Origin of the sequence: Herpetosiphon sp. NSE202, assembly GCF_042688385.1 — a bacterium.
Taxonomy (GTDB): domain Bacteria; phylum Chloroflexota; class Chloroflexia; order Chloroflexales; family Herpetosiphonaceae; genus Herpetosiphon.
Genome location: NZ_JBHUPY010000018.1, coordinates 14,180 through 38,306, shown reverse-complemented (window position 1 = coordinate 38,306; position 24,127 = coordinate 14,180). Strand labels below are relative to the sequence as shown.

17 protein-coding genes are annotated in these 24,127 nt (G+C 49.3%); 4 read left to right on the top strand and 13 right to left on the bottom strand.

Annotation, left to right across the window (positions count from 1 at the left end; translation table 11 throughout):
• Positions 1-488 precede the first annotated feature (488 nt).
• The 4 genes from ACFMKP_RS20555 (at position 489) to ACFMKP_RS20540 (ending at position 5,279) form a co-directional block, all read left to right on the top strand.
• Entirely contained in the window at positions 489-1,211 is a 723-nt protein-coding gene (locus ACFMKP_RS20555; protein WP_054533314.1) for an NUDIX domain-containing protein, read from the top strand.
• Positions 1,212-1,301: 90 nt separating this feature from the next.
• On the top strand, positions 1,302-3,170 hold the full coding sequence (locus tag ACFMKP_RS20550) for an NAD+ synthase (protein WP_382294628.1): 1,869 nt from the start codon (positions 1,302-1,304) through the stop codon (positions 3,168-3,170).
• A gap of 87 nt (positions 3,171-3,257) precedes the next feature.
• Positions 3,258-3,959, top strand: a complete 702-nt coding sequence (locus ACFMKP_RS20545; protein WP_382294626.1) for a cysteine hydrolase family protein — start codon at positions 3,258-3,260, stop codon at positions 3,957-3,959.
• Between the two features lie 273 nt (positions 3,960-4,232).
• Positions 4,233-5,279, top strand: coding sequence for a Fic family protein (locus ACFMKP_RS20540; protein ID WP_382294624.1), 1,047 nt, complete (start codon positions 4,233-4,235; stop codon positions 5,277-5,279).
• On the opposite strand, the gene ACFMKP_RS20535 is transcribed toward ACFMKP_RS20540, so the two are convergent.
• The 13 genes from ACFMKP_RS20535 to ACFMKP_RS20475 form a co-directional block, all read right to left on the bottom strand.
• Positions 5,276-8,527 (bottom strand): type I restriction endonuclease subunit R, encoded by a 3,252-nt coding sequence (locus ACFMKP_RS20535; protein ID WP_382294622.1) that lies wholly within the window; start codon positions 8,525-8,527, stop codon positions 5,276-5,278. The genes ACFMKP_RS20540 and ACFMKP_RS20535 overlap by 4 nt on opposite strands.
• A gap of 23 nt (positions 8,528-8,550) precedes the next feature.
• On the bottom strand, positions 8,551-9,729 hold the full coding sequence (locus tag ACFMKP_RS20530; protein WP_382294620.1) for a restriction endonuclease subunit S: 1,179 nt from the start codon (positions 9,727-9,729) through the stop codon (positions 8,551-8,553).
• 3 nt (positions 9,730-9,732) lie between these two features.
• Entirely contained in the window at positions 9,733-11,802 is a 2,070-nt protein-coding gene (locus ACFMKP_RS20525; protein ID WP_382294618.1) for an N-6 DNA methylase, read from the bottom strand.
• A gap of 212 nt (positions 11,803-12,014) precedes the next feature.
• Complete coding sequence (gene nth / locus ACFMKP_RS20520) at positions 12,015-12,689, bottom strand: endonuclease III domain-containing protein (protein WP_382294616.1); 675 nt, start codon at positions 12,687-12,689, stop codon at positions 12,015-12,017.
• Positions 12,690-12,801: 112 nt separating this feature from the next.
• Positions 12,802-13,425 (bottom strand): hypothetical protein, encoded by a 624-nt coding sequence (locus ACFMKP_RS20515; protein WP_382294614.1) that lies wholly within the window; start codon positions 13,423-13,425, stop codon positions 12,802-12,804.
• Between the two features lie 113 nt (positions 13,426-13,538).
• Positions 13,539-14,564 carry a heme A synthase gene (locus ACFMKP_RS20510; protein WP_110518797.1) on the bottom strand — a complete coding sequence of 342 codons (1,026 nt, stop codon included), beginning with the start codon at positions 14,562-14,564 and terminating at the stop codon, positions 13,539-13,541.
• A gap of 91 nt (positions 14,565-14,655) precedes the next feature.
• Positions 14,656-16,071 (bottom strand): hypothetical protein, encoded by a 1,416-nt coding sequence (locus ACFMKP_RS20505; RefSeq protein ID WP_382294612.1) that lies wholly within the window; start codon positions 16,069-16,071, stop codon positions 14,656-14,658.
• A 393-nt stretch (positions 16,072-16,464) separates the two neighbouring features.
• Positions 16,465-17,244: a methyltransferase domain-containing protein gene (locus ACFMKP_RS20500; RefSeq protein WP_382294610.1), complete on the bottom strand. Its 780-nt coding sequence runs from the start codon at positions 17,242-17,244 to the stop codon at positions 16,465-16,467.
• A 32-nt stretch (positions 17,245-17,276) separates the two neighbouring features.
• Positions 17,277-18,479 (bottom strand): glycosyltransferase family 4 protein, encoded by a 1,203-nt coding sequence (locus ACFMKP_RS20495; RefSeq protein ID WP_382294608.1) that lies wholly within the window; start codon positions 18,477-18,479, stop codon positions 17,277-17,279.
• A gap of 230 nt (positions 18,480-18,709) precedes the next feature.
• A complete protein-coding gene (locus ACFMKP_RS20490; RefSeq protein ID WP_382294606.1) occupies positions 18,710-21,025 on the bottom strand; it encodes a hypothetical protein in 2,316 nt (771 codons plus the stop codon).
• A gap of 9 nt (positions 21,026-21,034) precedes the next feature.
• A complete protein-coding gene (locus tag ACFMKP_RS20485) occupies positions 21,035-21,790 on the bottom strand; it encodes a family 16 glycoside hydrolase (protein WP_382294604.1) in 756 nt (251 codons plus the stop codon).
• Positions 21,791-21,931: 141 nt separating this feature from the next.
• Positions 21,932-23,173 (bottom strand): glycosyltransferase, encoded by a 1,242-nt coding sequence (locus tag ACFMKP_RS20480; protein ID WP_382294602.1) that lies wholly within the window; start codon positions 23,171-23,173, stop codon positions 21,932-21,934.
• Positions 23,174-23,178: 5 nt separating this feature from the next.
• Complete coding sequence (locus ACFMKP_RS20475) at positions 23,179-24,117, bottom strand: SDR family oxidoreductase (RefSeq protein ID WP_382294600.1); 939 nt, start codon at positions 24,115-24,117, stop codon at positions 23,179-23,181.
• Between the last annotated feature and the right edge of the window lie 10 nt (positions 24,118-24,127).

Here is a 24,127-nt window from a genome sequence, read left to right as displayed (position 1 = left end):
GCCGGGGATTGGTAGTTGGGGGCTGGGGATCAGGGGGCAGGGATCGGTAAAAAGAGCATAGAGCATAGAACATAGAACATAAGGTTATGCTTCAGGCTATTGGCTATCGAAATGTTACAGCGCTCAGAGTAAATATTTGCTTGCTTTACCTGATTCATTGTTAACCATAAAAATTTATATGCTCTATGCTCTATGGGCACTAGTACATGAGGTTAACAATGGCATAGTCCCCTCACCCCAACCCCGCTCCCGTGGCGCGGGCGAGGGGCTGTAAACGCGTGGTTCTCCCGTAATTGCTTGGCGAAAAATGGTCGGCTCCCCCTCTCCCGCGTTCAGTGGGAGAGGGGGTTGGGGGGTGAGGGGACATGATTGCCAATCCAATGAATCATTACATCTATGCTTTATGTTCTATGTTCTCATACTCCCTATTGACAACTGCTCCATTCATGTTTATACTTTGTGTCATAATAACACTATTAGGAGCAGCTATGACCGAAACTGCTGAAAACTACGATGCGACAAAATACGAGCGGCCTTCTGTAACGGTCGACGTGGTGATATTTGGCTTACGCAGTGGGCGCTTGCATGTGCTGATGGTGCAGCGCAAACATTGGCCCTACGCCGACCATTGGGCGATTCCAGGTGGCTTTGTCAACATGGATGAATCGTTGGAAATGGCTGCTCGGCGCGAGTTGGAAGAAGAAACTGGGGTGCACGATGTGTATATGGAGCAGCTGTATACCTTCGGCGAGCCTGGGCGCGATCCGCGCACCCGCGTGATTAGCGTGGCCTATTTTGCCTTAATTCGCACCGAAGAACAAGCGCTGCAAGTTTCCGACGAATCGAATGCAGTGCGCTGGTTTCCAGTCGATGAATTGCCCAAGGATTTAGCGTTCGACCACGAAAAGATTTTGCGCTTTGCAATCGATCGTTTGCGCTCGAAGCTTGAATATACCACCTTGGCCTTTCAATTGCTACCCAAGGAATTTAGCTTGCCCAAGCTCAAACGAATTTATGAAGAGATTTTGGGCGAGAAGCTCGATAAAGCCAATTTCTATCGCAAGCTGCGTGATTCGGATTTGCTCGAAGACACGGGCAAATTGCTCAATAGTCGCGGGCGGCCAGCTCGGCTCTATCGTTTCCGCGATTCACGCATCGAAGGCGATTTTGTTTTTCGTTATCGCGAAGCCAAAAAGAAGGACGAACAATAGGTCAAAGGGCAAAAGTCAAAAGTCAAAATGCTCTAAGCCTGCATTATTTTGCCTTCTGATTTTTGCCCTCTGACTTGACTAGGGGTGTTTATGTATACTTTAGCTTTAGCTCAATTTCGCCCACGCAAGGGGCATTATGCTGCGAATTTGGCGCGGCTTGGCGAATTATTTGCCCAATTTGGCAGCAACGAGCGCCGACCAGATGTGCTGATGTTGCCGGAAACTGCCTTAACTGGCTATTTCCTTGAAGGCGGCGTGCGCGAACAAGCTCTTACCGCAGGCCAGCTCTTTCACGATTTGCAACAAACGTATTTGGCTGCTTGTGGCGCTGATGCTCCCGCGCTGGATATTGTGGTTGGCTTTTATGAACGCTGGCGTGAGCGCTTCTACAATAGCGCTTTATACGCCACGCTTGGCAGCGATAGCAATTTGGCGGGCATTGGCCATGTGCATCGCAAGATGTTTTTGCCAACCTATGGCGTGTTTGATGAAGCACGATTTGTTGAGGCTGGCCGCGAAATTGCCGCTTTCGATACCCGCTTCGGGCGGGTCGCAATCTTGATTTGCGAGGATGCATGGCACTCGCTGAGCGGCACGGTAGCCGCGCTCGATGGAGCACAAATGCTGTATGTCGTCAGTGCATCGCCTGCCCGTGGCTCCAACGAAGATCGCCCAAGCAACCTCGCTCGCTGGGATGATCGGATTCGTGAGATTGCTGGTGAGCATGGCGTGTATCTCGCAGTTTGCCAAATTGTCGGCTTCGAAGGCGGCAAAGGCTTTGCTGGCGGCTCGGTCGTGGTTGGGCCGCGCTCCGATGAACGCGCGCGCGCTCCCTTATGGTCGGAAGCGGTGCTGTTGGTTGATATTGATCTGAGTGATTTGACCTTGGCCCGCGCTGATTTGCCGTTGTTGGCTGATTTAGAAGAACGCTTGCCCTTTATTTTGCGCGATGTCAACGCTGCCAGCGAAGGCAAAAAACGCCAAAGCACCTGGGATACTGCGCTTTCCAGCGATTCGCAAGGGCTGAGCGATGCCAGCTCGCACAAACATACCATCGATAGCGAAGGCGAAAAGCGCGCCAAAGCAACGGTGGGCAAGCAAAGCTTTCCAATTATTGCTGCGCCACGCTTCGACCCAAATAGCGACGAGCCATTGTGCATCAATCCCGAACTCACGCTTAATTGGCTGATTGAGTTTCTGCGCGATGAAGTTGGCTTTCGACGTGGCTTTAAACAAGTTGTCATTGGGCTTTCAGGCGGTGTGGATTCGGCCTTGACTACCTATCTGTGTGCCAAGGCGTTTGGCCCAGAGAATGTGCTGGCCGTACGCATGCCCTATCGCACCTCATCGTCGGATAGCTTAGATCACGCTCAGTTGGTGATTGATGATTTGGGCATTCAGCAGCGCACAATCGAAATTACCAACGCTGTTGATGGCTATTTGGCCTTTGAGCCAGATGCAGATGGTCGGCGACGCGGCAATGTGATGGCTCGCACGCGTATGATCGTGCTGTTTGATCAATCGCAGAAACTTGGTTGTATTCCGATTGGCACTGGCAACAAAACCGAGCGTTTGTTTGGCTATTACACCTGGCATGCAGACGATGCGCCGCCGGTCAATCCGCTTGGTGATTTATTCAAAACCCAAGTTTGGGAATTGGCTTCGGCCATCGGTGTGCCCGATGTGATTGTCCACAAGCCAGCCTCAGCTGATTTGGTGGTTGGCCAAACCGACGAAGATGATTTTGGCATCTCATATCGTAAGGCTGATCGGGTGTTGGCCTATTTGCTAAGCGGCTATCGGCCTGAGCAATTGGTTGCGCGTGGTTTTAATGCCGATGAAGTGGCAATTGTGCAACGGCGGGTCAATACAACTCACTGGAAACGCCATTTGCCCAGCACCGCCATGCTCTCCAGCACCGCCATCGGCGAGTATTATTTGCGGCCAGTCGATTATTAGAAATTACGAAAGATGAATTATGAAGGATGAAGCTTTAATTATTTCATCCTTCATCCCTCATACTTCATCCTTTCAAAGGGAGTTTCCATGCTTGCGAACAACAGCCAAGGATTTTTGGAATATTTGGATAACTGGTACGCCAACTTGCCCGAATTGCCACTCGACGATTTACTGGTCGCTGGCGCTGATCGGGTGGCGGTGACCTGTGTTGATATTATTGTGGGTTTTTGCACTGATGGCGCGTTATCCAGCCCACGGGTGCAAAGCATCGTTGCGCCGATTGCTGAGCTGTTCAAAACCGCTCATGCTGGCGGCGTGCGCCACTTCATCCTGCCCCAAGATGCGCATCCAGCAGATGCGGTAGAATTCGGCGCGTTTCCCGTGCACTGTTTGCGCGGCACGAACGAAGCCGACACAGCACCCGAATTGCGGGCCTTGCCATTTGCCGATAGCTTTACAATTTTCGAAAAGAACTCGTTGAGCGCTGCTTTGAGCACTGGCTTCCCAGCGTGGGTCGCTGAGCATCCCGAAGTTGATACCTACATCGTGACTGGCGATTGCTCGGATTTATGTGTCTATCAATTGGCGATGTTCCTGCGCTTGGATGCCAATGCGCGTAACGTCCAGCGGCGGGTGGTCTTGCCTGCCGAATGTGTTGATACCTACGACACGCCGCTGGAAGTGGCCAGCGAGCTTGGCTTATATGCTCATCCTGGCGATTTTCATCATGTGTTCTCGTTGCACCACATGGCCGCCAATGGCGTGGAAGTCGTCAAAGCCCTGAAATAAGGCTTTACATTTTCTCAGCCCCTCGCTTGCTTGGCAGGAGAGGGGCTCTTTTGTAGGAATTATAGAGGTAAAGTAGCTTATATATAGGTAATAGATTGCTACTTTTACCTATATAAAGGTTTCGATTTATCTCACCAAGCGCAACCAAAGGCCAAATTATAAAGGTAAAGTAGCTTATATATAGGTAAAAGTATGATAATTATACATATATAATCTCAATTATAGTACCTATTTATGCTACAATAAGCTCCAATTGATCGATTTGGAGTAATGATGAAATCGTTTGAGGATCAATTTCTAGCTGGTTTCAATGTTTCTCATGGGCTTATTCGGAGTATTGGGCGGATTCGTGAATATAAAGGTATGGAAGGACTTTATCGTCAGCAACAACCGCAAGTGTTACATAACTTATGGCAAAACGCCCTAATTCAAAGTACCGAATCATCGAATCGGATCGAAGGTATTACCGTGCCTTTGGATCGGATTAAGGCTTTGGTTGAGCAAAAAACCATGCCCAACAATCGCTCTGAACAGGAGATTTTGGGCTATCGCGATGTGCTGAATACGATCCATATCAATCATGCTGATATTGATTTGACTGCGAATATTATTCTACAACTGCACCGTGATATGTTTCGTTATCTGCCTAGTAGTGGTGGCTATTGGAAGCGAGTTGATAATACAATTTCTGAAACTCGTACTGATGGTCAACAATTTGTGCGTTTTCAACCTGTAGCAGCCTATGCGACCGACCACGCGATGCAGCATTTGGTTAGTTTATTCAAGCAAGAATGCCAGCGTGAAGAAATTGAGCCATTGTTATTGATTCCAGCATTTATTTTAGATTTCCTCTGTATCCATCCATTTCAAGATGGCAATGGACGCATGGCTCGCTTGCTAACATTATTGCTCTTGTATCAGGCTGGCTATGAAGTTGGCCATTATATTAGTCTTGAAAAGCTCATCGAAGATACCAAAGAATCATATTATGATACTTTATATCGTTCTTCGCAGGGTTGGCACGATGCTCAACATGATCTCTTGCCGTGGACTGAATATTTTCTAGGGATTTTAACCGCCGCTTATCGTGAGTTTGAGCTTCGTACCGATAATCAACTAAATGCCCATGGCGCTAAAACAAACTTGGTATTGCACACAATTGCTACCTTTCAGCGTGATTTTTCGATCAAAGAGCTTGAGGAAGCCTGCCCACATGTGAGCCGCGATTTAATTCGCAAAATCTTGCAAGCAGAAAAAGCCGCTGGGCGGGTAGAGCCGCTTGGGCGTGGGCCAAGTGCCCGTTGGCGCAAGCTTGCCTAAGCAGCCCATTGCTGGCCTTGGACTGCTCGGTCAATCAGCAGTTGATAAATCTCTTTGCTCTTGGCGCGAAAAAGCTCAGGGTTGTAACTATCTGGCAACGTTTTATCAAGGAGCGCCTCCAGTGTATTCTCAACAACCATTCTGCTTTGCTGGTGTTTATGCCAATCGGTAATGAGAACTTTTGGCTGTTGATTGCGCAAGCGTTCCAGTAAATCTTTAGCTGCTAACTTAACCTTCTGCTCATCAACGTTGCTCATTGTTGGTTGTTTCAAAATATCGAAAATTTCTAGCTCGCTTTCGGTTAATCCTTCACGCACGTGGCGCTCGGTTTCTGCTTTAAGGTCTTTGGTAAATTCAACTAACTGCTTGAAATAGCTATCGGTTGTGCTACCGCCTGCATTGTAATTATCGATAATTGCTTGCAAGCGTTGTACAAAATCGACCCGACTATGATTGGTTTTGAGCATGCTGGCTAATTTTTGCTCAATAAAGGCGCGTAGGTCGCTAATTTGCAGATGTTTAAACGGCGCTTGCTTAAATGAATCACTAAGCTGCTCGAAATCAAGTTTACTGAGATCCCAAGCTTCGCTCGTAGCAATCATTTGGTAGCTTGCCTGCTGTTCACGCACATTTTCACGCTGATCGTCAACCGCAATACTTTCATCAAGCAAACTCCCAATCCGTTGGTTGATCGCTGAATTATCAGGTTTATATAAACGAGCATCGACCATATCACGAAGATAATTAAACACTTGCAACATTGTGCGCCTTGATTGGTGCATAATTTCGGGCTTGCAGGCCTCATACAAAGCGGCGGCGGTATTATGATAGACAGCAAAGGCTTTGCGTCGTTGATCATTTGCTAAAAGCCTATCCGCTGCTGCATTCAACAGGGCCAATTGTTCAAATGTGTCTAATTGGGTTTCGCGATCGGCAATTTGCGCTTGCAGCTCGGTAATTGCAATGCCATTGTTTTGGCAAAAAAGCGTAGCTTCTGCTATCGCATGATCATACAGGCGAAAAAGTTCGCTTTTTTCGCGCACTGGCATTGCGCTTAGCCCAGCCGAGCCTTGGGCATAGGCTTGCAGGGCTTGTTGCATATTGCGAAACACGTTGTAGTAATCGATGATTTCGCCATTGAGCTTGCTAACATTATTAATCGTATAGGCTGAAACCCGGTTGGCGCGTGCAATCGTTTGCATTAAACTATGATCTTTGAGTGGCTTATCGAGATACAGGGTTGAAACAGTTGGTGCATCGAAGCCTGTGAGCCACATCGAACAGACGAATACTACTTGCAAGGGGTGTCGAGGATCTTTGAAGTTGTGTTCAAGATCATGGCCATGGGCATCAAGTTTTTGCATGCGCTGGCGATGCGGCACAATATTCAGGCCTGCTTGCTGAAATTTGTCGTTCTCGCCCGCTTCTTCGCTAATCACCACCGCCATTTCAAGCTGGTGCATGTAGTCAAGTTGTTGCTTAAGTTCAGCTTTAAGCGCTGCATCTTTGCTTGCTGCAATCGTGCCTCGCAACGAATGAATGGCTTTTTTCCAATGGTATTGAACTTTATCGTACATGGTTACTGCGGTAAATTTATCGACGCTAATCACCATTGCTTTGCCCAAATATCCTCGGCGTGGGAGATGGTAGACAATATCTTGGGCAATTGTTTCCAGCCGATCATTGCGTTTGATAATTTGGAGTTCGCTGGCAAATTGGCGTTCTAAACGGGCTTGTTGGGCTTCGTTAAGTTGTTCGTCTTCGAGGATGGCATAAAATTCTTCGTTGAGGGCATCGTTTTGAATCAGCACTTCGGGAACGCGCTTTTCGTAGAATAATGGGACAGTTGCTCCATCATCCATCGATTGTTGAAAATTGTATTCGGAAACGTAATTGCCAAACCAGGTATTGGTTTTGCGATCTTTGCCTAACAATGGCGTGCCAGTGAAGGCAAGAAATTGGGCATTTGGCAAGCCTTGGCGCATGTTATCACCCAAGGCTTGATATTGGCTGCGATGGGCTTCATCAACAATCACTACAATATCATCACGCAGGGTTAGCACGGGATAGGCTTGGGTTTTATCGTAGCCAAATTTCTGAATCAGGCTAAAAACCATGCGTTTCTGTTGGCTTAAAAATGTGCGTAGCTCGGCACTGTTGGCAGGTTGGGCGGCTTCGTTGGCGCTAACGGTCTCGGTATTGAGAAAGGTGCGATAAATTTGGCGATCCAAATCGTCGCGGTCGGTGATAACCAAAAAGGTGAAGTTGCCGCCGATTTTGCGCAGAATTTTGCGCACATAAAAAACCATCGAAAAGCTCTTGCCTGAGCCTTGGGTATGCCAAAACACGCCCAATTTGCCCTCAAGCGCGGCCCGATTGTTAAACGACTCGATAGCGCGATTGACCCCAATAAATTGATGGTTTTGGGCAATAATTTTTTGTTGTTTGTTGTGATAGATGATGAAATTTTCGAGATAATCGAGCAGTTTGGCTTTTTCACACAAGCCTTCGATAACGAGCTGCAGGCTGATGGCTTGCGCTTGGATGGCGTGACGATCGATTTTGTCGCGTTCATCTGCTACTCGCAACCAGTTGAAAAAATGGCTCCATTCGGCATTGAAGCTGCCAATTTTGGTTTCGATTGCGTTCGATAGAATACACAGGGCGTTGGTCAGAAAGAGTTGCGGTATATCCTGCTTATAATTGGTTAGGTTTTCGCTATAGGCCGTGTGCAAGGCGACATTGGAGTTTTTCAGCTCGATAAAAACCAGCGGCAAGCCATTGATATACAGCACAATATCTGGGCGGCGATAATAGAGCGAGCCTTGAATCCACAGTTGCGAGACTGCCAAAAATTGGTTGGCCGCGATATTATTAAAATCAATCAGAATCAATCGATCGCGGACAGGTTGCTGGTTGGCATCTTCGTAGCTGATGCTAATTCCATCGCGGATAAGTTGGTAGATTTCGTAGTTGGCGCTCAGCAGGTCTTGGGCTTGGCGCAGATCGTTGATTAGTGGCGCAAGCGCTTGATTAATCGTCGCGTCTGGCACATGCGGGTTGAGCTGGCGCACCATCGCATGCAAGCGTTCTGGCAAGATGACTTGGCGTTTGCTCGTTCGCCCCGAACCATCGTTGAGATCTTCGCGATTATGGGTAAAGCAATTGAGCAGTTCGTAACCAAAGGTGTTTTCCAACAGGGCTAGGGTTTGATCTTCGATCTGGGCTTCGGTGATTAAGCTGGGCATGGCGCTCTCCTCTCAACAACTGGCTAGCTCATACTTGGCGGATAGTGAATATCCAAATCGCTCAGGTCAAGCGTGCCTGCCATTAGCTTGGGTAGCAGTTGATCTCGTGCGGTTTGGAGTTTTTGGTTTTGTTTTTGGCAGTTTTCGATAGAGTCGATTAATGGCCGTGTTTTTCGCTCAAATATTTCCATAATTTCTATGGGAGGTGTTAGTATATTTATATTTTTAAATACACCTTTTGTTAACTCTAAAAATGTTGCCCCCCCACATAAACTCTCAAAATACGTTTTATTTGTTTTTAACCAATGATATAAAAATGATAATGGATATGTTTTATTAGGAATACAGGTAATAAATCCTTGATTCGTACAAGCTTCTGTTGTATTAATACCTATTGCGCCAATTGTCGCCCTGCTTGTCATCATAATTGAATATGCAGGAAATATTTTAGATGAGCTAGAATCTAACCCTTCTTCAGTACATTTATCATTTGATTCAAAAAGGAATATTCCCTGTGATGCTGTGATATCTGAGGGAGTATACCAATTGATTGTACCATTTTTCCAAAAACGCTCGATATTTTTAGAAGGCGTACCTCCTGCTGTATAATCAAATGCCTGTTCAACTTTCACAATTTCCCAGCCCTGTGGAATGCCATGCTCAATTGGCGTATGCTCGTAGCCAGGAAAGCGCATGCGCACAAACCACTCGCGATACAATTCTTCGGCTGCTTGCTCCAACAAGCTGATGCGCTGGCGATTGACTTCAATCAACTCATCGTAAGCTGCGAGCATTGCCGCAATTTTGCGTTGGATTTCGATAGATTTAGGGAAATAAACTCTAATTTTATGGATATGATTACGATTCAAGGTTGGATTTGAAGATCCTGTGTCAAAATTTTCTAGGTGCAACGTCTTAAGAAAGTAATATATAAACTTTGGGAAATTCCCTTTAAAATCCTTAACCCATAATGTTGTGTCATGAGGCCAGTAATTGTCGTTAGTGTAGTGAACTGTTCCAAGCGTCCCTTTTCTTCCTATGATAATACCAGGTGCAGTAACTTTTGACTCGTTATGAAAACTGGTTATTCCAGAGGATGAAATTATAGGTATTGCTCCTGGTACTTGTTCTGCTTTTGTTATATCAAAGCCTCTTTGAAAAGTAACTATATCGCCTAAATCCATCTGTTCAAATAGAGTCATACTTCATCCAAATAATTGTTGCAAATTATGCTCAATAACTGATTCGAGGGTTCTGGCTTGGCTATTGAGTTGCGCTAGCTCTTGGTGAATGCTGCGCATGCTGGCCAAAAACTCGGCTGGCGTTTTGCCATCGTCCTCGATCACAACCCCAACATAGCGCCCAGCATTCAGCGAGTAATCCTGTTCGGCTACTTCAGCAGGGCTAGCCAACTTGCACAAGCCGACCACATCGCAATATTCAGCCTCGGGGAAACGCTCGTGCAGCCATTTGACATGCTTAACCAAGCTTTCGGCAGCCTGAATAGTGGTTGCAATGGTATCAAGCTCCTGCTTGAGCAGCTTAAACTGTCGGTCTTGGCTGCGCTTGCCTGCGGCTTTGGCGGCCTCGTTGAATTGCTGTTCGCTGCTGCGCAAGCTTTGTTCAACTGCTTGGTGGGCTGTTTGCAAGCGCTCAAAAAAGTGCTCAAATTCTTGGCGCAAGCCATGTTGGGCCTGATTCTGGCTCGCAATATCGGCTAACTGACGCTGGCTATAGGCCTTCAACGAATCGGCCAAGCCTGCAACAGCATACCACTGATCGGTATAGAAATTGATCGGTTGCTGATCGCTTGGGTTAGTCAATAATTGCACCAATTGCATCGTGAGCGCTGGCAACGCTGCCTGTTGCTGTTGTAATAGCTCGGTGCTTTGTTGCAAGTAAGTTGCAACTAAATTGATCAACGCTTGGCGTTGGCCGCGCTCCAATTTAACGATCATGGCAATATTTTGCAACTGCTGCTCGCTAAATTCGCGCTGCGCCCGCGAAATTTGGGTAAAAATATTGCGGGCATCGATAAACAATATCTGATCGCTCGTTTTCGCCTTATCAAAAAACCACAGAGTTGCTGGCAAGGTTACGGTATAGAACATATTCGAAGGCAGCGTAACCATAGCATAAATCAAATTTTCTTCAATCAACCGTTGGCGAATATCAGCCTCGGAGTTACGAGCGTCGGAAGCAGAATTGGCCATAACTAAGCCAGCGCGACCTTTGGCGTTTAGCGCTGTGGCAAACAAATTAATCCACAAATAATTGGCGTTTGGCACTTTCTCGTTGCCTTCATCAGCTTTGGTTTGCTTGCTTTTATTGCGAGGAATACCATAAGTGGTAAAGCGCGGATCGTGCTTAATCTTCTCGTAACTGACTTCATCGACGTTAAATGGTGGATTCGCCAGCACATAATCATACTGGCCAACGCTGGTAAAAGGATCTTGATAATAACTGATAGCTTGGCGAATATCACCGCGCACCCGATTGACTGCCAAGTTCATGGTTGCCAATTTGACAGTTTCAAGATTCTTTTCTTGGCCGTGAAACACAATATTGTGGCTTGCCAGATTTGGCTCAATCCCTTGAGCGCGCAAATGCTCAGCGATATAATGCGCCGATTGCACAAACATACCACCAGAACCGCAGGCGGGATCGAGCACTTTGCCCTCGGTTGGCTCAATAATTTCGACCATTAAGCGCACAACTGAGCGGGGCGTGAAAAACTCACCGCCGCCTTGGCCCTCGGCTAAGGCAAATTCTGCCAAGAAATATTCATAAATTTGGCCAAACAAATCGCCGGTGCTCTCGGTTGGAATATTGGCGAAAATTTGTAAGAGCTGTTTCAAAACCTGAGGATTGCTCTCAGCAATGCGGGCATATTCTGCTTGAGGCAACATACCTGTCAAATTCTGAGTATATTTTTCGATTGCCTGCATTGCCGCAATGATCGCTTTTGCCAGATACTCTGCTTCGGGCAAACTCAACAAATAGTGATAGCGCGCATGCTCAGGCAAATAAAAGCCACAAATCGCGACTGCAATTTGATCGATTGACTTTTGCTCGCGGCGTGAGCCTTGCAATTCGCGATGGGTTTGCTCAATTTGAGCTTGATAGCGTTGATAAATATTATCGACGAACTTAAGAAAAATTAGCCCCAAAACCGGAGTTGCATACTCGCTAGCCTTAAGATCCGAATTGGAACGTAAGGCATCGGCTGCTTGCCATAATTGCGTTTCTAGTCGTTTTAGTTGTTCACGGTTCATGATTGCCAATTCTTAATAAGTGAATCACCGGATCGTGATCACACCACGCAATGGTGGATTTTTCGCAGACATTGCTTTTGGGAATTATTAAATGAGGGTAGCCCAATAGTTGGGCCTCCATTATAGGCGAGTTTGGCAGATTTTAGTGAGCGCTAATGCTCCTAGTTTGTTGCGGAATGCGAGTGATGTTTAGGATTAATTCTGGCGCAACATTACTCGGCCCGATGAACCGCATACCACAAACACTGCTCGGTGAGCGGGCATTGGCTGCAGCGCGGGTTTTTGAATAAACAGATGCGTTGGCCATGGCGCAGCAAAGCCACGTGATAATTAAAGAGCCATTCTGCATCGTGGGGCAGCATTTCCCAGAGTATTTGGTGGGCTTCGGTTGGCGTTTTGGCATTGACCAAGCCCAAGCGCTGGCTCACCCGATGCACATGGGTATCGACGGGCAAAATCGGTTTGCTAAAACAAAATAACAGCACCAATGAGGCAGTTTTGGGGCCAACGCCGCGCAACGAGGTGAGCCAAGCCATGCCTTCTTCAGTCGAACGCTCAGCCAGAAAATCGATTGATATTTCGCCGCGCTCGGCCAGAATTGTGGCTAAGGCTGCTTGGATATTTTTGGCTTTGGCGGGAGCATAATTGGCAGGCTTAATCGCCTCGGCTACTGCCTCGACTGGTGCTGCAATCACCGCTTCCCAGGTTGGGAAGGTTGCGCGCAGATTTTGGTAGCCGCGCTCTTCGTTGGCCTCGGTGGTTTGGTGCGAAAGCATCGTCGAAATCAGTTCATGCATTGGTTCGCGGCGCGGCACAAGTTGCTGAAAGCCATGCAACGCCACTAACTCGCGATAGACCAGCTCGGCTTTGGCGCGTAAATCCTGCATAAACATCCTCCATCATGCCCAATAAACCCGCCGAAGCGTCCTAGTGCTGCAATTAACGTGGGCAAATGCTTAATTATATGTGACCCTACAGGCAAGCGATATGCCAACAGGCTCAATTGATCGCTGTGCCACTGCCATAGATCGTTTTCAAATCAGCGTAATCGATGCTATTGGTTGCGCCTTCAAGGGTATTGGTATCATCAACTTTAAAGATCGCTTGGGGATAATATGCTGATATTTGCGCCCAAGGGCCTGCGTTTTCAGGCGCGACACTCAAAAACACGATAATCTTCTGGCCTTTGGCTAACTGCATATCCCATTCTGTGTTTACGCTATAGTGATCGTCTGATCCTCCAGGCAGCGTGAAGCGTATGCTTGGTGTAGCAAGCGTGCCTTTATACAGCTTGTCAATCGCAAGCCTAATTGGTGTGCGCAGTTGAATCGTGGAATCTGTTTGCAATTGCTGCATATCGAGCGGGCGTAATCCATCGGGGGTTGTCCAACGACTGGCTTCAATCTCAATAATTTCGCCTTCGACGACATAGGTTGAATCGCGATCGAGCAATTTAAGATCATAGCTTGCGCGGTAGACATTGCTGATATTTAGCGCAATAAGGCGTTGCTGCGCCGCAACTTGGCTGAATAATGCGCCGACTGTGATAGCAAGCAAAATTCCAAATATGAGCAGATAGCGTAGCATCCGAGGGTTGCTTTTTGCGAATGCGATTCGTTGCATGAATTGCTCCAATCGTCATCTCTTGAGGAAGCATCAATTCCGTGGATCTGATTATAAAGCAGGATACACAAAAGACACGCCGAAGCGTGCCTTTGAATCAACAATCTTTGAGTTTAATGGCTGGCTTCAGCCACTTGCACAAAGGCTTCGTTGCTGGTGTTTGCGTTTACCGGCAAGCGATAGGCCAGCAAGACCAAGGTCATCAAGCAGCCAATTAGCAACGATCCAACAATCAGGTGAATTGCTTGCAACGGTGGTGGCAAGGCTCCATAGGCCAAGCCGATGCCCGCTGCAACTTGGGTCAACACCAAACCGCTGGCAATCCAAGCGGTGCGATGAATCCATGGGTGCAAGTTGCGATTATGCACAATTGCATAGGTTGCGGCCAAAATTGCAATCGTAAAAATCAGCGCTCCAGTGCGATGTAATGGGTCGGTGATGCCAACCTGCGAGACCCAATCGCTGCGCGGAATGTTCATTTTTGAGCTAACGTCGTCGATGTGGCCGCGTACCAATGCGCCCAAGGTCAATTGCACCAAGCCAAAGCCAACCAAGGCTTGGCCCCAACGCGCAACGGTGCGGCGATCGGCGGGAACATTGGCGATTGGCCGCCCATTGGGGAAGAAAGCACAAACTGTTGCATACAGCAACAAGCCGACAATCACCAAGGCTAAAACCATGTGCAAGGTCACGATCCAGCCTTCAAGTTCGAGGTGCACGACTTTGCCGCCAAGCCAGCCTTGGAACAAGGTCAAGGCCAATGCGCCAAGAATCGACCAAAACACCCGCTTGGATTTGCGATAGTGGCGCAACATCAGGTAGGTGGTGATCAACAAGAAGAAGCCAATTAACATGCCAATCAAACGGTTAATATATTCGATCCACATCAAGGTTGGGTTGAATTGGCTCGCATCGAAACCATGCTGAGCAATCATGTCAGCACTAGCTGGTGGAATCCAATAGCCAAAGCATTTTGGCCAATCGGGGCATCCCAAGCCTGCACCTGAGGCCCGCACAATCCCACCAACAAAAATCAAGAAATAGGTGGCAATGGTTGTAATCATCGCCCATTTTTGAAAGCGATCTAAACGCCGCCAAGAAAATTGCACTTGGTCGGTCGGAACACGATATTGTTCCATTGGTATGGCTCCCACTTGCGAATAAATATCTGGTATTGGGATAGTATCATATGCCAAGCGTGGCGTGACTGCATCCCATCACGACCTGATGTTAGCAGTTTTTAACGACTTCGCAGCGATTGAACAGCAGTTGGTCGGCTTTTTGCCAAACCAATTGTGGCACTTTGAGCTGATCGGCCAGCATTGTGCTCCACCGCAAGCCCGGCCCACGAATCTCGCGATCGGTTGCTGCTTGGAAGATTAAGCCACCATTCCAGAAAATAAATATCAGCGCGAGCGTGGCGATTGCTGCTTTGGGCCAGCGAATGTGTTCAATCAACAAGGCCAAACCAAGAATGAAGATTGGTGTGCATTCGATCAAGCGCCGAAAGCCAAATGAGCCTTGCAAGTGCCATGTCGAGCCAAACGCACCATTTAAATAGATTTGGGCAAACAAGCCTAATCCAAGCAAGCCAGCAATCAGCCGATCCTTGCGCCAAAGCCAAATCAAGCCTGCCAAGCCAACCAGCAGCAAGGGATGCCAGATAAACGCCCCGCGCCGTGGGTCGAATAAGGTATGGAAAAATTTATAGCTGATGATGTTTAATTTGCCCGAAACCGTGCCCGATGGCTTGGGCTGGCCATACAAAATGTTGTAGCTGATCAGCTGAGGCATTAATGTTAGGGCAAATATCACCACAAAAAAGACATGCTTGGCCAAGAGTTGACGTACTTGTGGCCATTGGCCTTGACGAATCAGGCTGGCATAGGCAATCAGCCCCTCAACCGCAGGCAAGAGCAAAAATAGGCCAAGCTGCTCGCGAGTAAGCGTCATCAAGCCGCCAACAATCGCCAAACTCAGCCAGCGCAGCCATGAACGCTGCGATTGTTGGCTGTGCAAGGGCTGATCGGCGGGGCCAAGCCAGATGGTGATAAACAAGGCCACCATCGCAAAGCCAGCGCCATGCGACCACGGCACCTGAATATAGGTGTACCAGATCAGCGGCGAGGCCAGCCAGATGCTCAATGTGGCAATTGTGGCCGACCACATGCCAACCCAACGTCGCGCCAAACGATACGAGAGCAGCAAGCCGAAAAGCGTATAGCAAGCTGAGGCCAAACAGACCGCAATGATATAGGGCTGGCTAAACCCATCGCGCGGCACGTCGCCAAACACGCCGAGGCCACCCAAGCCATCGGTTACGACATACCACGGCGACCACAATATGGCCGAGCCAACAGGCGCAACATTGCGATATAAACCGGTTTTGGGGTTGAGCGGTGGATCACTTGAGCGATCTTTGAGCAAAGCATTGTAGACCGCAGGATCGCCTTTTTGCATGCCCAGCTCGGCAAAATAGCCGTATTCGTTGGCAAAATCCAAATCGCCATCGAAATAGACCGAGCGCAAATAGGCAAAGTATTGCACTTCGTCGGTGGCATACAGCCGAAATAAACTAATTGGCAGCAAGGCCAGCCAGAGTGCCACAATCACCACTGGCCCAGCTTGGGATAAAAGACGCTTCATAGGTGGGCCTTGGTCCTCACTGTGTAAATGGTCGTTATGATGCCCTCACCCCAACCCCTTGCTCGCATTGGGTGGGCTGGCTTAGAAGGATAGTTGTGAAAATCCCCCTCACCCCAACCCCTCTCCCGTCCAACGGGAGAGGGGCTTTAACAGCGTGGTTTTCTCCCAATTCCTTGGTGAACCACGCATGCTCGCCCCCTCGCCCGCGTGTAGTGGGAGAGGGGGTTGGCTTACAAGGGTAGGTTGTTAAGATCCCCTCACCCCAACCCCTCTCCCGTGGCGCGGGCGAGGGGCTTTAACGCGCTGGTTCTCCCCCAATTCCTTGGTGAACAATGGTCGGCTCCCCCTCGCCCGCGTGTAGTGGGAGAGGGGGTTGGGGGGTGAGGGAATAGCCTAGCTGGTGGGCTTTGTGCCAACGATCAGCAGCATCGAACGCCATTCAGGCCGTAGGCTTGTTAGGAGCCACAACCCGGCTTTGGTCGCAACCCGCAATGGGTGGCGCAAGATGCGGCCTTTTTCGATGCCGACCCGTTCCCATGCATCGCCAAAAAATTCCTTGACCACGTTGAAACCAGCCTTTTCAAGCATCCAACGTAATTCGGCCATGGTGTAGAGGCGGCTATGATTGTAGTAGCGCTGCGGCCCATCGAGCTGCATCGAACGCGTAAATTCCTTGAACGATTCAAATGGGCGAGCTAACAGCACATCGCCAACGGTTTTCATGCGGCTTTTGAAATAAAACTGATTGGGCGTGGAGATGATCACACGGCCACCAGGCTTGAGCACGCGCAGCATTTCGGCCAGTGGCTTGAGCGGCGAGCCAGCAAGGTGCTCAATCACCTCGGAAAACACAACCGCATCAAATTCGCCATCGGCATAGGGAATTGGCTGCTCGTCGAGGTTGCAAAACTTAACTTCAACATTCAGTTTTTGCCAAAGCTCAGCCCGATCTTGGGGAAACAGATCGATGCCTGCAACCTGGTAGCCTGCTTGGCGCAAAATGCCGGTAAACGTCCCAGGTGTTGTGCCAATTTCGAGGATGCGGGCTGGGGCTGCTGGCAAAGCGCGCAGCAAAGCCCGAAAACGGTAACGATGCAAGCGAAAATAGGCTGGCTTGGCTTCGGCGGGCATCGTCTGCCCATACTCTTCAACAAGTTGATCTAAGGGATGCATACAATCCTTATCATTCGTGAGTAGCAATAATGCTAGTTAATAGTTTGGCTAATCTGCTGACATAACGCTTTGATTCGGCCAGCCCGTGCCGTGTAGGTATGGTCTTGCACACATTGGCGGCCTGCTTGCTCGCGCTCTGGGCGCTGCTCGTCGGTCAAGGCGGTGGTCAAGGCTTGTTCTAGGGCCTGGGTATTGCCGCGCTCAAAATAATACCCTATTTGCTCAGGCAAAATTTCGCGCAACGCTGGGATGTTGGGCAAGACAACAGCGCGTTCGACCGCCAAATATTCAAATAATTTAAGCGGCGAGGCCGTTACATCAGTCACCGTATCGGGAATAACCAAAACATCGGCGGCGTGTAAATAGGCTGGAGTTGCGTTTTGTGGCAGCGCGCCAAGGAAGCGCACGCTTGCGCCAAGCCCCAATTCGTTGGCCTGCTGACTGAATTGGGCAATTTCTGCTGGCCGCCCACCAATGAACAACAATTGAGCATTTGGCATTATTTGTTGCACCTGCGCAAAAGCTGCAATCAAACGATCAAGCCCACGGTAGGAGAAGGTCATGCCTGCATAGACAATTAATGGTGCTGTTGCGTCCAGCCCAAGCTGTGTTCGGGCTTGTTGGCGATCTTCTGGCTGATACAGCGAATCGTCGAAGGCATCGGGAATGACGGCCACATCGCTTGGTTTGCGCCAGCCCAAACGCGCCAACAATTGGCGAAAATCATCGGTTAATGAAGCCACAGCGGCGCTACGCCCAAGCGTCAAGCGATCGAGCAAATTGAGCACCGGCTGAACCCACGTTTCTTTGGCGCGCGAAGGATTCCAGCTTTCGAGATCATGGGCCTCGTAGATGACTGGGATTTTGAGCAATGGCCCCCAGAATGTGGCCCACCATCCAGCGGCAATCACCTCGCGCACATACACCACGTCGATCGCTTCGCCGCGCCAGCGTTGAGCGGCAACCACGGCAGCAGTCATGGCGGCAAATACACTGCGCTCAGCGTAATACCACAAGGTCGATTTTTTAAAGCGTGAAAGCTTGCCGATTGCTGGGCGTTGCAAGTGGGTTGCCCCGACCTCTTTGAAGCGGCTTGGCTCACGCAACCAGCGCGGGATAATAATCAACGTGTTGGGCGCTTGGCGGCGCAATTCGCGTAAGGTTGTCCAGGTTTGAATCGCATTGGCTGAGGCCAGCATCAAACTGGTTGGATAAGCAATATAAGCAATTCGCATATGTTAATTTACACAGCTATGCATGTGATAGCTCAATAGCAAAAAAATGTCATGATCAAAGCGCTCCGCCAGCAATCAAGCTTGCGTGAAGCAGGCTAATAGTACCACTATTGATCAAATGTGGCGCACTTTGCGCAACCAAGTTGCGGTTTGGCGATTTGGATAAGCCCTGAGGTGGTTGGGTAGTTAAACGAACAGGGACAGCCAATGGCTGCCCCTGTTGGTGTGATTTACTGGGCTTTGGTAACCCATGGGAGATAGTTTGGCAAGCCAGTGTAGTTTGCTTGCAAGGTAATTGGCTCAGAAGTCAAACCGCTGCTGGTGTAGTTACCTGCTCCATCGAGGAAGCGCAGGTGAACATAGCGTGTGCCTGCTTGCGTGCCAGTTAAGGCATTGACCAAGCGCACATAGTCGACGCTGGTTGCGCCATCTTCCAAGCCAATCACATCGCCATATTGCAAGAAGTCTTGCGGGCTTGGCAAGGTGGTGCTGGTGGTTGCGACGGCCCATACGCCCCAATAGCGTTTATCTGCTGGCGCGCTATTCATGTAGCCATCGTCGGTTACTGATGCAGTGAAATTCAACGGAATAACTGAGACGTTGGTAGTTGCGCCGTTTGGCAAGCTGATGCTACCGCCAGCACTCAAGACTGGAGCATCATCATCATAGGTAAATTGCTTGCTGACGACACTTTGAATGCCAAGCGTATCGGTCAGAATTACGGTTGCATTAACCGTTTGTTCTTCGAAGCCAGTGCCGTTGCTATCATTGCCAGTCACAAAGCTATCGAAGGCCGAGAAGCCACTATATGGATAGCTTGAATTGTTGACTGCAAACGGGCCTGCTTTATGCCGCGCAATACCTGAACAACCGCCTGTTTCTTGGGCAATTGTATAGGCAAAAGTCATATTGCGGGTATATTTTTCCGAAACCCGATCAGGCGCAAATGGTTGCACTTGGGCTTCAGTCAAATTGGCTGGGCGGGCACTGGGGGCCGTTTCCATGGTGTAGATTTGCGGTACGCTTTGAATCCCAGTGTCGATGACCGCGCTGACCGATTGCACATTCGAAACTTGGCCATTGCTGCTATTGCGCAACTGCACATAAACAGCTGTCAAACAAGAATTGACTCCAGCGCCAGTGTTGACAACTTTGCTGGTATTAAGCCCTTCCCAATTTGGGCCTGCCGATTGAGCAGTAAAGGCCGTAGTGCTGACCCGCATTTGGTCGGGGTTGCCAATCATGTTTGAAATCGCCAAAGTGACGTTCGGATTGGTGCTTGGGCTAGCACTGCTGCGCGCCAAGGTAAAGCCAACTGGTGGCTGAGTTGGCGTTGGTGTAATCGATGGCGTAGGGGTTATTTGGTCATCACCGCCAGTATTGCCTTCAATGCGATAGACATTGAATGGTTGGCTTGAGACGGTGCGATGGTGCCAAACAATAGTAACTCGTGAGCCACGAGTTTCGATTTGGGGCCATGCCCGACCAACCAGCGCTGAATCAATTTTTTGCACTGGCGCAAAGCTAATGCCTGGGTTGATTTCTTGGGCAACCAAGGCTTGGGCGGTGTCGCCAGGCCCGCTCAACCAGGTTGTATAAACGCGGTCAGTTTGCTCGTTGTAGGTAACCGCTGGGAATTCATCGTAGCTTGCGCCACTACTTAATTGCACCCGATTGCTCCAGTTGCCATTGTTACCTTGTTTGTAGTAGACAATGTGGGTTGATGGAGCCAAGGTATAGACTGCAATAACCGTATTGCCTTTTGAAGTTAAGGCTGCAATTTTGGTTTTGCCAGTATCAAGGTTGCCTGCCGAAATCCAAGTTGTACCGTTGAAAATTTGGTATGGGAACTTGTTTTCGCCAAGGAAGGTCATGTGAATCTGACCATCGGCAGTTGCGGTGGCGCGAGGATACTTTTGGTTTGAACCATCGTTGCGCACAACCCGACCGGTGTTTGATTCCCATGAGCCATTGGCCCAAATGCGGTGCACAATTTGCGCCGTAGCACCTGCGCGGCGGTCTCCCCAGAAGGCGTGAATCCGACCAGTTTTGTCAGTAATAATCTCAGGGGTTGAGCTTTTGGTTGAGCTTAAGTTGGTTGCCACGCTTGGCACAACACTGCTGCCTGAGAAAGTGAGATAGCGGTGAACCGCAATCCCACTAAATGAAATAAAGATGATGTGCGCGCGATTCCCTTCAACTGCCATTGAGACAAAAGGATCAGCGCCGTGACCAGCACTGTTGCTTACAACATAGGGCGTTAGCCAAGTGCCATTCACATTATTGGTATACATCACTTCCGAAGCATCAGAGGTGCTAGCGGCAAGTCGAATCCAAGTAATGTGGGTTTTGCCATTGCTATCGATCGCAACATCGCTGTGCAAGTTTTTGAGTGCACCTGCGGCGACAACTTGGGCCGTGCCCCAACCAACTGCGTTTGGCGCAGCCTGAACTGGCGGGGTTTTGGCAGTTAACATCGAAGCAAAGAGGCTTACGACTAAAATGCCGAGTAACCCTATGGATTTTTTCGAGGTCATTGGTTTCATTGTGAATCCTTATTGTTGAACAATGACATTATCAAACGTAAGCATTCCTTCGGCAAATCCATAAACCCCGGTTTGCCCACTGCTGAACTGATCATCTTGGGCTTCGAGTACAGGAACTCCGTCAAGGGTAGCTGTAATGGTGTTGCCCTTAAAGCTCAATCCAAGGGTTGTCCATTGTTTCAAGTTCCAACCTTTGTCATTGGTTTCCGCAAGTTGGGTAAAGATTTCGGTTTTGCTATCGTAGCGCTGCAAGGTGATGGTTTTGCCACCTTCGGCCCCAGCTGGGCGCACTGCAACAACATAAAAGCCATTTTCATTCACCCGACCAACCAAGCCCATGACGCTGTTGCCCCATGAGTAGCCTTGGGCGGTAATGCTATAGTCGCTCCAGGTTTTATCGCCAGTAACCAAGGCGGTTGGCGCAACTGCTGGCCAGCCTTCTGGCCCGGTTACTTGCTCAACCCGGCCTTCTTTAACTTCCCATTTGGATTTTTCGCTTGCGTTCATCCAAACGTCGACCACTTGCCACTGGCTGAGGTCAGTGTCAAAGCTGCTGCTAAACAGTTCAGGAGCCTTATTTGGATTTTCAATGGCGGGCGCTGCTGGAACGACCTCTGCTGGCAATGGCGCATAGGTTGGCGCTGGCGGAGCGGTTGGTAGCTCGCCTAGTGACCCTTGTTGAGCACTGGTATATGCGCCACAAGCACTCAACGTGGTTGTGAGCAACACTAGCCCACACAAGGAACCCATAATATTTCGTCGCATTGAACTCCTCCTAAGTTCTGGTGAGAGTTTGGAATGAATACACCATTGATTGGTGTATTGCAGTTCATGAGCGTAGCACGATGCTGTTGATTCTGTCAACGTAGATTCAACGCTCTTAGTAGGTTAAAAGATGAAGATTAGCTAAAAGTTCCCTGATATTGGCAATTTCGCTAAAATTGCTGCATACAAGGTTGCTAAACGTTGGGCTACCTGTGGCGAATAGAATTGTTGGGCCTCTTGTTGACAGCGTTGGCTCCGTGCTTGAGCTTGTTCTCTGCGTTCAGCTAAAATTGTTGTTAAGCCAGCCCAGAGTTGGTCGGGCCGATGTGGATCGATGTTAATTCCGGCTGCGGCACTAAAAAACTCTGGGGTGCCAGCACTGCGCGTTGCCACAAATGGCACTCCCAGTGTGGCGGCCTCTAAAACTGTGCGGTTGCCACCTTCAATAATTGATGGCACTGCCAGCACATCGGCTCCGGCAAAATACTGGGGCATTTGCTCACGCGGAATGCCACCAGTTAAAATTATACGATCAGCAACGCCATAATCTTGGGCCAATTGCGTTAAATATTCGCCATAATCGCCGAGTTTTTCATCAACCCGATTTGGCCCGCAAATTATTGCTACAGCCTGTGGTAGGCCAACCATAGCCCGAATCAAATCGTCAAAGCCTTTGACTGGCAACAAACGGCCTGCGGCCACAATCACTTTGCGGCCTGCGATTGCTGGGTAGGTTTGGCGTAACCACGCTCGGCTTTCTGCCCGAAACGCTGCTTGATCGCGCTCGAAATATTCGTCACGAATGTTGCGCCCAATCGTGATAATTTTTTGCTCAGGGCAGCCAAATTGTTTGGCCATAGCGCTGGCGCTCGGCGAAACTGAACGAATTGCTGCCGCGCGCGCAAAGGTCAATTTCAACAAAGCTTGCACCCGTTTGTAGCGCGCAAAGCCATAGCTAATCGAATCATCAGCAATTAAGTCGCCACCGCGAATTGTTGGCACAAATGGCCGCCCATCAACCAGCGAAGCCAATGCCGCAATCGCCCCCAATGGATAGACCGATTCAACGTGAATCAGCTCGATTTCTGGGTGTTGACGCAAAAAATGCAGATAATCGCGCAGCAAACTGAAAAAGTAGCTATATTCGGTTAAGCGCCGCCCAAGATTATTCAGCACCCGATCGCTGCGCAGCATGCTCACCGCTGGCCGATAGACCTTAATCGCGCCATCTTCAACCAACCAACGGCTTTGGCGCTCGCGGTTGGGGTCGGGCACCAAAATACAGGCCTCGTGCCCAAGTTCTTGCCAGCGTAACAAAAATTCTTCATGCACCCGATCGAGCAAGGCTGCGTTGTAGGCAGTGGTGAAGTAGAGCATGCGCATTGAATTTAGGCTCCCTGAGTGCGATACCAATCCAGCGTGCGCGCAATGCCGGTTTCAATATCGATGCTTGGCTCAAAGCCTAGTACCTCACGGGCAGCGCTAATATCGGCCAACGAATGCTCAACATCGCCAGTGCGGGCTGGGCCATAGATGACTGGCAACTCTTTGCCAACTAATTTATTGAGCAGTGCCACAATCTCGTTGAGGCTGACGCGCACGCCACAGGCAATGTTAAACACGTTGCCAGCAGCAGCAGGCACGCTCGCTGCAAGCAGATTGGCCTGCACTACATTGGCAACATAGGTAAAGTCGCGCGATTGATTACCCGTGCCGTTCATCGTGTAGGGTTCGCCTTGCAACGCCAACGTCATAAAGCGGGCAAGCACGCCCGAATATTGCGAAGTTGGGTCTTGGCGCGGCCCAAACACATTGAAATAGCGCAAGCCAACCGTTTCTAAGCCATAAACATGATGAAAGACCTTCAAATAGCTTTCGGCGGCCATTTTGCTCACTGCATAGGGCGATTTGGGACTCATGGCCATGCTTTCGACTTTGGGCAATGTCGGCGTATCGCCATAGACCGATGATGAAGCAGCAAAAACGACACGTCGCGCACCATGCTCGCGCGCTGCCTGCAAAATATGCAACGAGCCGCCAGTATTGACCGCATCGGTTGTGAGCGGGTCACTGACCGAGCGTGGTACTGAGGGCAAGGCACCTTCATGAAAAATTACATCACAGCCAGCCACCGCTTGACTAACCGCCGCTGCATCGCGCAAATCGCCCCGCACCAACTCAATTTCGTTGATGCAATGAGCCAGATTATGCTCATAGCCAGTTGAAAAATTATCGAAAACCCGCACGCTATCGCCGCGTTGCAACAGGGCATCGACCAAATGCGAGCCAATAAAGCCTGCTCCACCAGTTACCAAATAACGTGCCATATATGCAAAT

Bases quoted from the DNA above. Each gene is read 5' to 3' on its own strand.
- ACFMKP_RS20530 (WP_382294620.1), bottom strand. From the start codon at position 9,729: ATGACTCTATTTGAACAGATGGATTTAGGCGATATAGTTACTTTTCAA.
- ACFMKP_RS20495 (WP_382294608.1), bottom strand. From the start codon at position 18,479: ATGCGAATTGCTTATATTGCTTATCCAACCAGTTTGATGCTGGCCTCA.
- nth (WP_382294616.1), bottom strand. From the start codon at position 12,689: ATGCAGGATTTACGCGCCAAAGCCGAGCTGGTCTATCGCGAGTTAGTG.
- ACFMKP_RS20555 (WP_054533314.1), top strand. From the start codon at position 489: ATGACCGAAACTGCTGAAAACTACGATGCGACAAAATACGAGCGGCCT.
- ACFMKP_RS20550 (WP_382294628.1), top strand. From the start codon at position 1,302: ATGTATACTTTAGCTTTAGCTCAATTTCGCCCACGCAAGGGGCATTAT.
- ACFMKP_RS20475 (WP_382294600.1), bottom strand. From the start codon at position 24,117: ATGGCACGTTATTTGGTAACTGGTGGAGCAGGCTTTATTGGCTCGCAT.
- ACFMKP_RS20515 (WP_382294614.1), bottom strand. From the start codon at position 13,425: ATGCAACGAATCGCATTCGCAAAAAGCAACCCTCGGATGCTACGCTAT.
- ACFMKP_RS20505 (WP_382294612.1), bottom strand. From the start codon at position 16,071: ATGAAGCGTCTTTTATCCCAAGCTGGGCCAGTGGTGATTGTGGCACTC.
- ACFMKP_RS20525 (WP_382294618.1), bottom strand. From the start codon at position 11,802: ATGAACCGTGAACAACTAAAACGACTAGAAACGCAATTATGGCAAGCA.
- ACFMKP_RS20510 (WP_110518797.1), bottom strand. From the start codon at position 14,564: ATGGAACAATATCGTGTTCCGACCGACCAAGTGCAATTTTCTTGGCGG.
- ACFMKP_RS20480 (WP_382294602.1), bottom strand. From the start codon at position 23,173: ATGCGCATGCTCTACTTCACCACTGCCTACAACGCAGCCTTGCTCGAT.
- ACFMKP_RS20500 (WP_382294610.1), bottom strand. From the start codon at position 17,244: ATGCATCCCTTAGATCAACTTGTTGAAGAGTATGGGCAGACGATGCCC.
- ACFMKP_RS20490 (WP_382294606.1), bottom strand. From the start codon at position 21,025: ATGAAACCAATGACCTCGAAAAAATCCATAGGGTTACTCGGCATTTTA.
- ACFMKP_RS20545 (WP_382294626.1), top strand. From the start codon at position 3,258: ATGCTTGCGAACAACAGCCAAGGATTTTTGGAATATTTGGATAACTGG.
- ACFMKP_RS20485 (WP_382294604.1), bottom strand. From the start codon at position 21,790: ATGCGACGAAATATTATGGGTTCCTTGTGTGGGCTAGTGTTGCTCACA.
- ACFMKP_RS20535 (WP_382294622.1), bottom strand. From the start codon at position 8,527: ATGCCCAGCTTAATCACCGAAGCCCAGATCGAAGATCAAACCCTAGCC.
- ACFMKP_RS20540 (WP_382294624.1), top strand. From the start codon at position 4,233: ATGAAATCGTTTGAGGATCAATTTCTAGCTGGTTTCAATGTTTCTCAT.